The following is a 14,678-nucleotide window of genomic DNA, read 5'->3' as shown; positions in this document are numbered from 1 at the left end:
GGACTCTGGCCGCGAGGTAGGCAAACCTAAGTTTGCGCAGATCACCAGCCCAGCGATGCGGGGTGTGATCAGGCGTACACCTCAGCTTTGCGGGGCAAGCATCGTCCGCAACATCGACAGCATCTCCGAGCGTGAGCCGGCGCCGAGGCGACGACGGATCCTGGCCACGTGATGCTCGACGGTTTTTGCCGAGATGAACAGCTGACCTCCGATATCGCGGTAGGGCAGGCCGAGTAGCAGTAGTTCGGCGACTTCGCGCTCGCGGTCAGACAACGGCGATCCCGAGCTCGGCTGGCGGGGTGATGACGTGGTGGGCTCCGGCTGTCCCTCCGCGCCGGGCGCCTCGACAAAACCCAAGCTGACCTTGAGGTCGCGGGCAAGTTGCAGCATGGCTCCGGCCACTCGCGGATCGGATGTCTGTAGCGCGGCCTGGCCGGCGAGCCGGGTGGCGTCGGAGGTCAATCCGACATGGGCTAACGACCGTGCCGCCGCACCTACCTCGTCCGCGTCCACCTGTCCCGCAAGCACGCGCAGCCACGTCCGTCCGGCAACCGAGAGCGCCTGGGCCAGGGTGCTGTGCGCGGCCGCGGCGCTGAGGGCCTGCCCATGGGGTGCGACGTATTCCGGTGAGTTGGCGAGGATTCCGGCGTGTACGCCGGCCCAGTGCAGCGGAACCGACCACAGCGGCGGGTTGCCCAGGGAGTTGAGCAGGCTGAACGCGTCATCCAGGGTGTGCTGCAACTGGTCGACTTGGCGCATGCGTGCGGCGGCGACCCACAGCTCGCCCAATGGCAACAGCGCGAACAGGTCCAGGGAATAGTCTGCGAGCACCTCGACGGCTGCATACCAATGTTTCTGCAGCCCACCGGTATCGCCGCTTCGGCGCGCGATCGCGGTCTGCAGGGCGGCGGCCCACAGCGCGTCTCGACGGTGCAGGATCGCACCAGGAACCGCGGCGACGTCGGCGCCGGCCGCCGGCAGTAGGCCGTCTTGCATCTTGATCCAGCCGCAGAGGAGTAGGTGCCGGTGCTTGAACAAGGCTTCCGATTCGGCCCGCACCGCTCGTCCGATCACACTGTGGGCGCGCACCGGGTCGCCGCCGTGAATTGCCGCCAGGGTGACGACTGCTGCTGGACTGTCCGGAAAAGCTTCGCCGATCGGCTGTTCGACCGCGATGGAACCGCTGAGCTTGGCCATGGCCGTGGGGTAGGGCTTGTCCATGGTCAGCAGCAGGCCTTCGGCCAGGTTGCGGGCTGCGCGTGCGGCAATCGTCGGCGGGCCGGAGTCTTTGAGTCGCACCGCCGCGTGGGCGGTGGCGAGGTCGCCCGTCGCGGCAAGCACGATCGCGGCAGCAGATCCCACCACCGAGTCCGGGTACGGACCCAACCAGCCGAACAGTTCGGCCGCCTGAGCGGAGTTGCCGTCATGGACCGCGACGCTGGCGGCGATCCGCACGGCCGCAGCGCGTTCGGCGAAGTCTGGCGAGTCCAACAGACCGTCGGCCAATGATGCGGCCGCAGCACAATCGCCGCTGAGGGCGAGCGCGTCACCGAGCCGCGGTGTCAGGCCGGCAGCGCCGATCTTGACCGCCGCCCGATACAACCGCGCGGCTTGGGCAGCGTCGCCACGGATTTCGCCGGCCCGACGGGAAAGGACGGCGGACAAGCGTTCGTCGCGCAGGCCGTGCTCGGCCAGTCGCAGCGCGAACTCGGGGGACACGGTTGAGATGTCCAGTTGTGAACGCAGCAAAGATGTTTCGACTTCATGGTGGTGGGCGTTGCCGACGACCTGCGCGACGCAATCATGGACGAGCTGCAGGAACGCGGGCGGGTGTGACGGCTCGACCAATCCGCTGGCGTGTGCCCTGTCGGCCAGCGCCCTGGCATCCATCGCCGAAATGCCAAGAGCTGCAGCCAGATCTGCGGCGCCCAGCTCGTGGGTCAGCGACATGATGAGCAGCGCGTCGAGGTCGGATTCGTCGATCCGGCGCAATCGCTCGATCAGCGCGACCCTGGCCGCCTGCGGCTGACCGCTTGCCGTCACCGCGTGCACGAGAAACGGCAAGCCCCCGGTGTAGTCCGATTGATGTTCGGCGACCGGCAGCCGGCCCAACACGATGCGCGGTCGTTCGCGTGCGATAGCTGTGGTCAACGAACGCAGTGCCGCGCGCTGTTCGTGCGCCTCTGACGCGATGACGACCGTCGCGCGCCCATCGCCGACGCGTTCGCTGAGTGTGAGCAGCTCTGCGTCGGTGAGTAGGTGGGCGTCATCGATGACGAAGGCCGTTTCGGGCGGGTCGTCGGTTCGCGGCGGGCGGGTGAGCACTGGAAGGCCGGCGCGGAGCAGAGTGTCGCGGGCGTTGGCCAACAGCGTCGTCTTGCCGCTACCGATGCCTCCGACGATCATCGCCTTGACGGCCTCGGACGAGGCGTTCGCGAGATCGTCGTGGAGCGAGTCGCTCAAACTCGGACCCCCTGTGTGCTCCCGTGCCCGACAACAGCGGCTTTCCCACCATAGCGGCCCGAGCCCCGTAGCCCGGTTATTCCCCTAACGTGCCACCCCCTAATGATGGCCGGGGGTGGGCGGGGTTCGCACCGAACACAGGGGCGAGCTCAGCGGATAGCATCTTGCTAGTGCTGAATCTAGGCGGGCCCGTGCCGCAGGGAGGTGGGTGATGGCAAACTCCTTGCTCGACTTCGTGATCTCGCTGGTGCGGGATCCCGAGGCCGCTGCGCGCTACGCCGCTAACCCCGCCCAAGCTATCGCCGACGCCCACCTGACTGATGTGACCAGCGTCGATGTCAACAACCTGATTCCGATGGTGTCGGATTCGCTGTCGATGGCCGGGCCCGCTGGTGGGGTGGCCGGCATGCCCGCGGCAGACCACGGCAACGTGTGGGCAAGCGGCGCGGCAACGGCGGCGTTCGACGCGTTCACGCCCCACACACCCGTGCCTGCGCCGCAACATGACGCGTTCAGCGGCGTAATCCATCAACCGGCTGCCCATCTGCCTGTCGACGTGCCGGCCACTCCGCCCTCGGTGGCGTTGAGTCATCCTGAACCGTCGACGCTGCTCGCAAGCGGTGCAGCGCCGGATATCGCATTCGACCACGGTGGCTTCCCGCCGCACGACGCGGGAATCTGGGACCACTCGGTGATCCACCCGGACGCCCACGCACACGATGCGCAGCCTGATCATCACGGCTTCGACAGCCACGGGCTGCAGGGCTGACTTTTCTTCGTTATTGATCGGCCTGGCGTCTGTGACCCTCGGCCACTAGTGTTGACGTGCAGAAATGCTGTACACGGGGGTGTTTTCAGCGCGGGAATGGGGGCCTGCGCATTTCCCCTAATCCCCTAATGGGGCATCCCCGCATATCCCGGTCGGCACCGGGTCGGCTGGGGGAACTGACCCCGATTTGGGGGAGCCGCGGAATCCATACGGTTTATGACAGAGCGCCGGTCACTTCGGCGAACAACTTCACGGTTTCGATTGAAGGGAAATGAAGATGACCTCGCTGGTGGACTACATCCTGAGCCTGTTCCGGAGTGAAGAGGCAGCACAGTCTTTCGTCGCTGCCCCCGGGCAGGCCATGACCAATGCCGGACTCATCAACGTGTCACCCGCTGAGGTTTCCTCGGCCGTGGCCAGCGCAGTCCCCGGGGCGGTCGTCTCCTCCGAGGACCCGATCGGCGCCCTGCAGCAGGCGGTGGCTGATCAGCACGGCTTCGCGATCCCGTCGGCGGAACCGGGCGTTGTCTCCAGTTTCATCGCACAAGACGCCGCACCGGTTCTCGGCAATGCCGGGCTCGTCGCAAGCGACGCGGGCCTTGTTGCCACGGATGCGGGTCTGATCGCCGCGGATGCCGGTGTCGGGTTGGCCAGCGCCGTTGCGACCGATGTCGGCGTGGGTCTGGCGAACGGCGTCAACGCCGGCCTGGTGGGTCAGACCGGGTTGGGCGTGCAGACGGGCCTCGTCGGCCCCGCTCCCGGGCTGGCTTTCGTCGAGCCGACGGGTGGAGTCGGCGTCGGAGCCCAGGCCGGACTCGAGGTTGGGTTTGGTGTTCAGGCCGGAATCGGCGCCGGACTGGGCGCCGGTGTCGGAACCGGAGTGGGGGTCGGCGCTCAGGCGGGTGTCGGCTTCGGCGTGCAGGCCGAGATCGGTGCCCAGGCCGGCGTAGTCGGCGGTATCGGCGCCGGCGCGGGGCTTGGCGGCGGAGTCGGCTTGGGCGGCCAGGTTGGTGCTGGTTTGGGCGGAGGCGTGGGAGTCGGTGGCGGCCTCGGCGCTGGTGTCGGCGGTGCGATTGGGGGCGGTATCGGTGGCCAGGTTGGTGTTGGTGGTCAGGTTGGAGGCGCGGTAGGTGTTGGCGGTCAGGTTGGTGGCGGTATCGGTGGTGCTGTCGGTGGTCAGGCTGGTGGTGCGATTGGTGGTGGCCTGGGCGGTGGTATCGGTGCTGGTGGTCAGGTTGGTGGCGCGGTAGGCGTTGGCGGTCAGGTCGGCGGGGCGATTGGTGCTGGTGGTCAGGTTGGTGGCGGTATCGGTGGTGCTGTCGGTGGTCAGGCTGGTGGTGCGATTGGTGGTGGCCTGGGCGGTGGTATCGGTGCTGGTGGTCAGGTTGGTGGCGCGGTAGGCGTTGGCGGTCAGGTCGGCGGGGCGATTGGTGCTGGTGGTCAGGTTGGTGGCGGTATCGGTGGTGCTGTCGGTGGTCAGGCTGGTGGTGCGATTGGTGGTGGCCTGGGCGGTGGTATCGGTGCTGGTGGTCAGGTTGGTGGCGCGGTAGGCGTTGGCGGTCAGGTCGGCGGGGCGATCGGTGCTGGTGGCCAGGTTGGTGGCGGTATCGGTGGTGCTGTCGGTGGTCAGGCTGGTGGTGCGATTGGTGGTGGCCTGGGTGGCGGCATTGGTGGTGGTGGTCAGGTTGGTGGCGCGGTAGGCGTTGGCGGCCAGGTCGGTGGCGCTATTGGTGCTGGTGGTCAGGTTGGTGGCGGTATCGGTGGTGCTGTCGGTGGTCAGGTTGGTGGCGGCATTGGTGGTGCTGTCGGTGGTCAGGCTGGTGGTGCGATTGGTGGTGGCCTGGGCGGTGGTATCGGTGCTGGTGGCCAGGTTGGTGGCGCGGTAGGTGTTGGCGGTCAGGTTGGTGGCGGTATCGGTGGTGCTGTCGGTGGTCAGGCTGGTGGTGCGATTGGTGGTGGCCTGGGCGGTGGCATTGGTGCTGGTGGCCAGGTTGGTGGCGCGGTAGGTGTTGGTGGCCAGGTTGGCGGCGCGATTGGTGCTGGTGGTCAGGTTGGTGGCGGTATCGGTGGTGCTGTCGGTGGTCAGGCTGGTGGTGCGATTGGTGGTGGCCTGGGCGGTGGCATTGGTGCTGGTGGCCAGGTTGGTGGCGCGGTAGGCGTTGGTGGCCAGGTCGGCGGGGCGATCGGTGCTGGTGGCCAGGTTGGTGGCGGTATCGGTGGTGCTGTCGGTGGTCAGGCTGGTGGTGCGATTGGTGGTGGCCTGGGCGGCGGTATCGGTGCTGGTGGCCAGGTTGGTGGCGCGATTGGTGCTGGTGGTCAGGTCGGCGGGGCGATTGGTGCTGGTGGTCAGGTTGGTGGCGGTATCGGTGGTGCTGTCGGTGGTCAGGCTGGTGGTGCGATTGGTGGTGGCCTGGGCGGCGGTATCGGTGCTGGTGGCCAGGTTGGTGGCGCGATTGGTGCTGGTGGTCAGGTTGGTGGCGGCATTGGTGGTGCTGTCGGTGGTCAGGTTGGCGGCGCGGTTGGTGCTGGTGGTCAGGTTGGTGGCGCGGTCGCTGGTGGCCTGGGCGGCGGCATTGGTGGTGCTGTCGGTGGTCAGGCCGGCGGTGCGATTGGCGGCGGCTTGGGTGGCGCCGTGGGGGCCGGCGCCCAGGCTGGGGGAGCTCTAGGTGCCGGCGCGCAGGCTGGCGGTGTGCTCGGTGGTGGCCTCGGCGGTGGAATCGCCGCTGGTGGTCCGGCCGGCGCGGCTGCCGGTGCGCAAGCCGGTCTCGCCGGTCAGGCCGGTCTCGCCGGTCAGGCCGGTCTCGCCGGTCAGGCCGGCATCGCTGGCCAGGCGGGTCTCGCGGGCCAGGCCGGCATGGCCGGTCAGGCGGGTCTCGCAGGCCAGGCAGGCCTTTCCAGCCAAGCGGGTCTTGCCAGCCAGGCGGCACTTGGTGGACACGCCGCCACCGCAGGCAGCATCGCGGGCGCCGGCGGCCAGGCGGGATTGATCGCCAGTGAAGGCGCGGCGCTGAACGGCGCTGCCACGCCCCACGTCGCGGGAGCGATGGGGGGTGTCGGCGTGGGTGGCCAGGCCGGCGCAGCCGGCGGCGCGGGGCTCGGCATCGGTGGCGGCGGGAACACCCCGCTGGCCGGCCACCCGTCTCCGCAGCCCGTCGGCGTCTCCGGTGCCGCTGGCGCCGGTGCCGGCGCGCAGGCCGGTCCCGGCGGCGTCGCGGCGGCGGGAGCGGGCGGCGGCTCCGTGGCCACCGGACCCGGTGCCGCGGCAACCGGACCGGGCGCAGCCACCGGACCCGGCGGTGTCGCGACCGGGCCCGGCGCCCACGGTGGTGCCGGGGCGGGCGGACACGGCGACATCCTCGGCCAGGAAGGCACGACGCTCGGTGGCGGTGTCGGCGCGGGTGGCGCGGGTGCGGGCGGGGTCAACCCCGGAGGCACCGGCGCAGGTGCTGGCGCAGGCGCGGGTGCCGGTGCTGGTGCCGGCGGGGGTGTCACCCCGGGCGACCACAACCCGACCTTCCCGTCCGGCCAGGGACCCGTCATCACCGGCGGCGGTGCCGGCACCGGCGGCACGACACCTCCGGCCGGCGGTGGCCACGGCCCGGTCATCCAGACGCCGGGTGGACAGGGCGGTGCAGGTACCGGCCACGGCGGTGCGAACCCGCCGGTGATCAACACGCCGCACACGCCCGCCCCGCAGGCGGACACGCCCGCGCCGACTCACCCGGCCCCGGCCGACCACGGCCCGGTGTTCACGCCGCAGCAGCACCAGCCGGTTGAGCAGCCGCAGCCGACGCACCACGAGCCGCAGAGCCCGTCGGTGTTCGGCCACGACCCGGCTCCGCACACCCCGCCCGCGCACACCGAGCCGCCGGCGTCGCACGGTCCGGCCGACCACCACGGGTTCTGATCGATAGAACCGAACCAATCCGGCGGGGACCATCATGGTCCCCGCCGGTTTGTCCGCATACCTTGATCTGACAGACCGCGACCGCAAGAAAGTGGGGCAGCACGGTGACACAACCCGATGACCCGCGTCGGGTCAGCGTGATCGTGGAACTGATCGATCACACGATCGCCCTCGCTGAGCTGCACAAACGCGGTGATCTGGTGGAACGGCTGCGTCGGGCCAGGCAGCGGATCACCGACCCCAACATCCGCGTCGTCATTGCCGGGCAGCTCAAGCAAGGCAAGAGTCAGCTGCTCAACTCCCTGCTGAATCTGCCGGTCGCCCGGGTGGGTGACGACGAAGCCACGGTGGTGATCACCGTCGTCAGCTACAGCGCGCAGCCGTCGGCCCGGCTCGTCCTCGCCGCGGGACCCAACGGCGAAACAACGACCGTCGACATCCCGGTCGAGGACATCAACGCTGATCTGCGCCGGGCGCCCCAGGCCACCGGACGGCAAGTGCTGCGGGTCGAGATAGGCGCGCCCAGCCCGTTGCTGCAGGGCGGCCTGGTGTTCATCGACACCCCCGGCGTGGGCGGCCACGGGCAGCCGCACCTCTCGGCGACCCTCGGTCTGCTGCCCGATGCCGACGCGATGCTCATGGTGAGCGACGCCAGTCAGGAGTTCACCGAACCCGAGATGTGGTTCCTGCATAAGGCGCACCAGATCTGCCCGGTCGGGGTGATCGTTGCAACCAAGACCGACCTGTATCCGCACTGGCGCCAGGTCGTCAACGCCAACGCCAATCACCTGCAGCGCGCCCGGGTGCCGTTGCCGATCATCCCGGTCTCGTCGCTGCTGCGCAGCCACGCGGTGAGTCTCAACGATAAGGAACTCAACGACGAGTCCAATTTCCCGGCCGTGGTCAAATTCCTGAGCGAAAAGGTGCTCACCCGCGAAAACGACCGGGTGCGTGACGAGGTGCTCAACGACATCCGCTCTGCCGCAGACCAATTGACCATGGCGGCAGGATCGGAACTGTCGTCGGTCAACGATCCCGGCCTGCGCGATCGACTGGCAAGTGATCTGCAGCGACGCAAGCGCGACGCCGAGAATGCCCTGCAGGCCACCGCGCTGTGGCAGCAGGTGCTCACCGACGGCTTCACCGATGTGAGCAATGACGTCGACCACGATCTGCGGGCACGCTTCCGTGCCGTTACCGACGAGATCGAGAAACGCATCGATTCGTGCGACCCCACTCTGCATTGGGCGGAAATCGGCGCCGAAGCGGAGGACGCGATCGCCACCGCGGTCGGCGACAACTTCGTCTGGGCATACCAGCGTTCGGCTGCCCTGGCCGACGACGTCGCCCGCTCTTTCGCCGATGCCGGCCTGAACTCGGTGATGTCGCCGGAACTGACGTCGCGCCTGATGGCCACCGACTTCGATTCCCTCAAGGCGCTGGCCGAGCTCGAATCCAAGCCGCAGGGCAAGGGACAGAAAGCCCTCTCGGGGCTCCGGGGTTCCTACGGCGGTGTGGTGATGATCGGCATGCTGTCTTCGGTGGCCGGACTCGGTCTGTTCAACCCGGTGTCGGTGGGCGCCGGGCTCTTGCTCGGCCGCATGGCCTACAAGGAGGAGAAGCAGAGCCGGCTGCTGCGGGCCCGCGCCGAAGCCAAGGCGAATGTCCGGCGTTTCGTCGACGAGGTCTCCTTCGTCGTCGGCAAGGAGTCCCGCGACCGGCTCAAAACGATCCACCGCAAGCTGCGCGACCACTACCGCGACATCGCCAACGAACTGAGCCGCTCGCTCAACGAATCGCTGCAGGCAACCCTGACCGCTGCCCATCTGGAGGATGTGGAGCGTGACACCAGGGTGCGCGAACTGGAGCGGCAACTGGATATTCTGCGTCAGGTCGTCGAAAACCTGGACAAGCTGCGGCAACCGGCCACCATAGGACGAGCGTGAGCACAAGTGATCGGGTCCGCGCCATCCTGGGCGGAACCATCCAGGCTTATCGGGGTGAACCGGCCTACCGGCAACGCCCGGATGTCTTCCACGAGCTGGAACGGATCGGCGCGCGGCTCAACGAGCCGATTCGGATCGCACTTGCGGGCACCCTCAAGGCGGGCAAGTCCACCCTGGTCAACGCGCTGGTCGGCGACGATATCGCACCGACGGACGCGACCGAGGCAACCAGGATCGTGACCTGGTTCCGGCACGGGCCGACGCCGAAAGTCACCGCGATCCACCAGGGCGGGCGGCGCAGCAACGTGCCGATCACCCATCGCGACGGCCTGAGTTTCGACCTGCGCAACCTCAATCCGGTGGAGGTGGCTCACCTGGATGTCGAGTGGCCGGCCCAGGAGCTGACGCAGGCCACCATCATCGACACTCCGGGCACGTCCTCGTTGACGCGGGATGCCTCCGAGCGCACGCTCCGACTGCTCGTTCCTCCGGACGGGGTGCCGCGAGTCGACGCGGTGGTGTTCCTGCTGCGCACGCTCAACGCGGCCGACATCGCGTTGCTCAAGCAGATCGGTGGTCTGGTGGGCGGTTCGGCCGGGGCGCTGGGCATCATCGGAGTGGCATCGCGGGCGGACGAGATCGGCGCCGGCCGCATCGATGCGATGCTGTCGGCCAACGACGTCGCCCGACGGTTCACCAGCGAGATGAACCAGACCGGGATCTGTCAGGCGGTGGTGCCGGTGTCGGGACTGCTCGCGATGACCGCGCGCACACTGCGCCAGAGCGAATTCGTCGCGTTGCAGAAGCTCGCCGCGTCCGACGCCACCGAGCTCAACCGAGCGCTGCTGAGCGTGGACCGCTTCGTGCGCCCGGACAGCCCGCTGCCGGTGGACGCGGCGACCCGTGCGCATCTGCTGGAGCGGTTCGGCATGTTCGGCATCCGCATCTCGATCGCGGTGCTGGCGGCCGGGGTCGCGGACGCGTCCGGGCTGGCTAACGAACTGCTCGAGCGCAGCGGCCTGGTGACGTTGCGCAATGTCATCGACCAGCAGTTCGCGCAGCGCTCCGACATGCTCAAGGCGCACACCGCGCTGGTGTCGTTGCGCCGGTTCGTCGAGTCACATCCGGTGCTGGCCACGCCGTACGTGATCGCCGACATCGACCCCCTGCTGGCCGATACCCACGCCTTCGAAGAACTACGACTCTTGAGTCAGTTGTCTTCTCGCACAACGACTTTGAAGGAAGCCGACGTGGTGCTGCTGCGCCGGATCATCGGCGGTGCGGGCACCGCGCCGGCCAGCAGGCTCGGTCTCGATCCGCAGGTATGCCAGGCCAATCCCCAGGAGGTCTCGCGGGCGGCTTTCGCCGCGGCACAACATTGGCGCCGTCGGGCCGAGCACCCGCTCAACGACCCTTTCACCACTAGGGCCTGCCGTGCGGCAGTCCGCAGCGCCGAGGCGCTGCTCACCGAGTTCCCGGGTCGCTAACCCCCGGGGGCGGGAGCGGGCGCCGCGGTGGTGGGCGTCACCGGTGCCGCCGTCGTGGTAGGCGGCTTCTGGGTGGTCGTCGGCGGTGCCTGTGTGGTGGTCTGCTGCGTGGTGGTCGGTTGGGTCGTCGTCGGCTGAGTGGTCGTGGTCGTGGTGGTGGGCTGGGTGGTCGTCGTGGTCGTCGTCGTGGTCGATGTCGTACTGGACGTGGTCGACGTCGTCGCCGAGGTGCTCGGTGTGGTGGTGGTGGTCGACGGCGTGGTGGTCACGGTGACAGGTGGCGGCGTGACCACCGTCTCCGTGGGGCTGTTGTCCGGCCCGGTCACGACGGTGGTGAAGGGCGGCGGCTGCGAGGTGGTGACGACCGGTTTGGCGTTGGTCGGGCGCAGGGTCAGCGCCAGCACGACGGCGAGGATGACGGCTGCGGCGGCGCCGGCCAGACTGAGCAGGATGGCCGGTCTGCGGTACCAGGGCGGGACCTCGGGCTCGCCCGCGTAGCGATCCTGCCGCGTGTCAGGGGGCGGGGGGCCGGGCGGGGGCTCGACCGGGCCGGTGTAGTCGGCGGGGCCGGTGTAGGGGACCGGCTCCATGCCCGTGCCGCTGTCTTCGGACCACGCCAGCGCCCGGTCGGTCTCCTGACGGGCGCTGTCGGAGAACGCTTCGGTGTCCACCGGCGCGGTCGGGGAAGCCAACGTCTCAGGACCGGTGGCGGCGCCGAGCATGCTTGTCGGCAGGCCGACGGCCGGGCCGATTCCGGTGGCTGCGCCGGCCGAGGCCGCTTGCGCGTCGCCGAGCGTCGCGGCCCCGATCGCCGCGGCGAACATCGGTTGCGCGGTAGAGAAGACCGGCACCCGCAGGCGTTCTGAGAGCCGCGTGGTGATCAGTGGAATGGCGGCCCCGCCGCCGACGATCGCGACCGCGGCCAGTTGCCCAATCCCGTTGCGCTGCAGTACATCTCCGATAGAACCGATGAACCGGTCCAGGGGTGGCGCGATGAGTTGTTCGAATTCGCTGCGGGTCAGCCGCTGATCACCGGTGCCGACGGTGGCCACCGTTGCGGCGGACAGCTGCTCCTTGGCGGCACGGCAGGCGCTCAGCATCCGCGTCACCGAACCCATCGACGTCGCGGTGTTGGATACGTCGCCGCCGCTGTCGACGCCGGGGGCGGTGGCCAACAGGTGATTCAGAGTCAGCTGGTCGAGGTCGTCACCGGAGAACTCGCTGTAGCGAACGGTGCTGCCGATCTGCTGAAGGTCCGATCCGGCGTTGGCCAGCGTGACGCTCGTGCCGCCGGCGCCGAAGTCGCACAGCGCGACGACGCCCTGCCGGGGGAACCCGGGCCGGGCTTTGACCGCCGCCAGCGCCGCGGTGGCGTCGGAGATCAGCGTCGGTGTGCCGCCATGCGCCGTCAGATCGGGTTGGGCGAACAGCTCCTGGCGCAGCGCGGCGACCTGATTGTCCGACCAGTACGCCGGGACGGCGACCGTGATCGGTCTGCCGTAGCCGACCGTGCGGGCCATCGCTTCCAATGCCTCGATGGTCAGGGCCTGCCCCAGGTACTTGGTCCCGTCGGCCGCCACCAGCGGCGCCGGATCACCGACGCGCTCCACGAATCCGCGCAGTACCAGGCCGGGTTCGGTCAGATTCGGGTTTTCTTCGGGCAGCCCCACCTCGGATTGACGGTTCTCGAACAGCGTCACGACCGGGGTGCGGGAGACCGGGACGCTACCGGAGCGGGCAGCCACCAGGTTGGCCACTCCGATCGACAACCCGAGCGGCTCGCTCATATCCACACCCTTCGTAAATCCCTTGTTTCGCTGCGGTCGGGGGCCGTTCCCCACCCTAGCCGTCGCGGATCGGGCGGGGCCGGGTCACAGTCCCGGCGGCAGATTGATGACGGTGGGTATGGCCGGCAACGTGATCTGCGACGGCAGCCTGGGAATCGCGCCGGGTGCCGGGGAGTTGGCGGGCGTGGTGGTCGGCGATGCGGACGTCGTGGTCGGCGTCGTGGTCGTGGTGGTGGGCTCGGTCGTGGTGCTGGTGGTGGTCGTGGTCGACGTGGTGGTGGTCGTGGTTGTGGTTGTGGTTGTGGTTGTGGTTGTGGTGGGCGCCGTCGTGGTCGTGGTCGTCGTCGCCGGGGCGACCGTGGTCACCGTGGTGGTCACTGTCGCCGGGCTCGGACGGCCGCGGGCCAGCAGCACGATTCCGTAGATGATCAGCGCGATCAACACCGCGATCAGCAGTCCCCATCCGACCAGGGCAAGTGGCTTACGCCAGCCGGGTGTGGGCTCAGGTTCCGGTTCGGGCGGGTATCCGCCACCGGCCGGCTGCCCGTACCCGCCGGCGCCGGGCCCGTAGCCGTAGTTGCCGTAGGCGGTCGGGTCGTTGGCGCCGTATTCAGGCGGGTCGTACCTGGTCACGGGCGCCGACTGTATTCGCTAACCCCAGCGCCGCAGCCCAGCGCGCGCCGCCCGTGACCGATCAGCAATCAAACCTTGACCAAGTGCTAACGGGGCAGGTTGGGCAGGGTGATGGTGGGACCACCCGGAACGGTGATGGTCGACGGCAGCTGAGGCAGGTGCGGGCGGTGGCTCGGTTGCTGCGTCGGTTGCGATCCGGGTGGTTGGTTGCGCGGCGGGTTGGCCGGCGGAGCCGCGGTGGGCGTGGTCGTCGGTTCGCTGGTCGTCGTCGGCTCGGTCGTGGTGGTGGTGGTGGTCGTCGTGGTGGTGGTCGAGGTCGTCGACGTCGACGTGGTGCCGGGAGCCGGGCCGTTGCTCTTGTCGCCGCCGAGCAGTTGGGTGACGCCGTAGGCGATCAGGGCGAGCAGGATCAGCACAAGGATCGCCCAGCCGATCAGCGTCACCGGCCTGCGGTACCAGGGCCGCGCCTCCTGATCGGAATCCTCGGCTCCGAGCTGGTCGTACTGCTCCGGCGCGATGCCCTCCGAAGTCGGCTGGTACTGCAGCGGCTGGCCGTGCGGCGAGTGCTCCACCGTCGGTTGGTTCTGTAGCGGCGTGCCGCCGGGTGGCGGAGGTCCCTCTACCGTCGGCTGATGCTGGGGACCGGGCGGCGGACCCTGGGGCGGCCGGCCGTAGGGAGGAGGTCCCTGGGGCGGCCCTCCCGGAGGCGGGCCCTGAGGGGGTTGTCCGCCGTAGCCGCCGTACTGGGTGGGCTGGTTGTTGAAGTCGTCTGGTGGGCCGTAACGTGCCACGGTTCCGATGTTATAGGTCGGTGCGGACCGGCAAGGGCAGCGGGCGACGAACCTGGCGATGAATTTCCCGCACCTGCGGTGTCTGCATGTGTAGACCCAGTTCTCGCAAGAATCCTTGGAAAGGATGTAATCGCCGATGGCGCCGAACGACCCACGCCCGCCGGTCCTGTTCATACACGGAGCATTCGGGCGTCCGTCTCTGCTCAAGCCCTGGACCGACTTCTTCGGCGAGGCTGGATTCGATTGCGTTGCACCGGCATTGCCGGGGCGGGAACCGTCCGACGACGCCGTGCTGCGCCGCAGCGGCATCGGTGAGCTCTACGAGTCTGTCCTGCGCGTCTACGACGGGCTCGCTGCACCACCGGTCATCATCGGTCACAGCCTGGGGGGCCTACTTGCCCAGAAACTGGCGGCCGCGCGCGATCCCCGTGCCGTGGTGCTGCTGGCCTCGGTACCGCCCGGAATCCTGTGGCCGCAGCTGAAACCCCTTCCGCACCTGGCGCCGCTGATGCCCAGCATCCTGGCGGGCAGGCCGATTCTGCCGTCGCCGCGGACGATGCGCGAAGTCCCGCTGTGCACGCTGCCGGCCGCCGAACAGGATGCTCTGGTACCGCAGCTGGTTCGCGACTCCGGCAGGGTCTACCGGCAGATGCTGGTCGGAGCATCCGTCACCCGGGTCAACGCGTCCGAAGTGACGTGCCCGGTGCTCTGCGTCAGCGCGGGCGAGGACCGAAACGTCGCGTCGTCGGCCTCACGGCAGATCGCCAAGCGTTACGGCGCCGAACACCAGGTCCATTCCGGGCTTCCGCACTGGATCATCGCCGAGTCGGCGCTGGACCAGGTGGCGCCGCCCGTCCTCGAGTGGTTTGCGCGGACCATCGGCTGACGGTCAGCG

At 68.9% G+C, this 14,678-nt stretch carries 9 protein-coding genes; 5 read left to right on the top strand and 4 right to left on the bottom strand.

Annotation, left to right across the window (positions count from 1 at the left end):
• Positions 1 to 81 precede the first annotated feature (81 nt).
• Positions 82 to 2,463, bottom strand: coding sequence for an isoniazid response ATPase/transcriptional regulator IniR (gene iniR, locus QXK92_RS16370; RefSeq protein ID WP_306242881.1), 2,382 nt, complete (start codon positions 2,461 to 2,463; stop codon positions 82 to 84).
• 211 nt (positions 2,464 to 2,674) lie between these two features.
• Here iniR and QXK92_RS16365 point away from each other — a divergent pair, with 211 nt between their 5' ends.
• The 4 genes from QXK92_RS16365 to iniC all read left to right on the top strand — a co-directional run bounded on the left by QXK92_RS16365 (position 2,675) and on the right by iniC (position 10,572).
• Positions 2,675 to 3,232, top strand: coding sequence for an Rv0340 family IniB-related protein (locus QXK92_RS16365; protein WP_306242879.1), 558 nt, complete (start codon positions 2,675 to 2,677; stop codon positions 3,230 to 3,232).
• Between the two features lie 277 nt (positions 3,233 to 3,509).
• Positions 3,510 to 7,139 carry an IniB N-terminal domain-containing protein gene (locus QXK92_RS16360; protein ID WP_306242876.1) on the top strand — a complete coding sequence of 1,210 codons (3,630 nt, stop codon included), beginning with the start codon at positions 3,510 to 3,512 and terminating at the stop codon, positions 7,137 to 7,139.
• Positions 7,140 to 7,243: 104 nt separating this feature from the next.
• Positions 7,244 to 9,085, top strand: coding sequence for a dynamin-like GTPase family protein (locus QXK92_RS16355; RefSeq protein ID WP_306242874.1), 1,842 nt, complete (start codon positions 7,244 to 7,246; stop codon positions 9,083 to 9,085).
• On the top strand, positions 9,082 to 10,572 hold the full coding sequence (gene iniC, locus QXK92_RS16350) for an isoniazid-induced dynamin-like GTPase IniC (RefSeq protein ID WP_306242872.1): 1,491 nt from the start codon (positions 9,082 to 9,084) through the stop codon (positions 10,570 to 10,572). The genes QXK92_RS16355 and iniC overlap by 4 nt, the downstream gene beginning before the upstream one ends.
• Here iniC and QXK92_RS16345 read toward each other — a convergent pair.
• The 3 genes from QXK92_RS16345 to QXK92_RS16335 form a co-directional block, all read right to left on the bottom strand.
• A complete protein-coding gene (locus QXK92_RS16345; RefSeq protein ID WP_306242871.1) occupies positions 10,569 to 12,359 on the bottom strand; it encodes an Hsp70 family protein in 1,791 nt (596 codons plus the stop codon). The genes iniC and QXK92_RS16345 overlap by 4 nt on opposite strands.
• A gap of 84 nt (positions 12,360 to 12,443) precedes the next feature.
• Complete coding sequence (locus QXK92_RS16340) at positions 12,444 to 12,992, bottom strand: oligopeptide transporter substrate-binding protein (RefSeq protein WP_306242869.1); 549 nt, start codon at positions 12,990 to 12,992, stop codon at positions 12,444 to 12,446.
• An 86-nt stretch (positions 12,993 to 13,078) separates the two neighbouring features.
• Positions 13,079 to 13,783 carry a hypothetical protein gene (locus tag QXK92_RS16335; protein ID WP_306242867.1) on the bottom strand — a complete coding sequence of 235 codons (705 nt, stop codon included), beginning with the start codon at positions 13,781 to 13,783 and terminating at the stop codon, positions 13,079 to 13,081.
• 136 nt (positions 13,784 to 13,919) lie between these two features.
• Between QXK92_RS16335 and QXK92_RS16330 the strand changes: the two genes are divergently transcribed.
• Entirely contained in the window at positions 13,920 to 14,669 is a 750-nt protein-coding gene (locus tag QXK92_RS16330) for an alpha/beta hydrolase (RefSeq protein WP_306242865.1), read from the top strand.
• Positions 14,670 to 14,678: the final 9 nt, after the last annotated feature.

Origin of the sequence: Mycobacterium sp. TY815, assembly GCF_030755135.1 — a bacterium.
GTDB lineage: Bacteria > Actinomycetota > Actinomycetes > Mycobacteriales > Mycobacteriaceae > Mycobacterium.
Note: the sequence above shows the minus strand (reverse complement) of the source record. Positions and strands in the feature narration are given on the sequence as shown.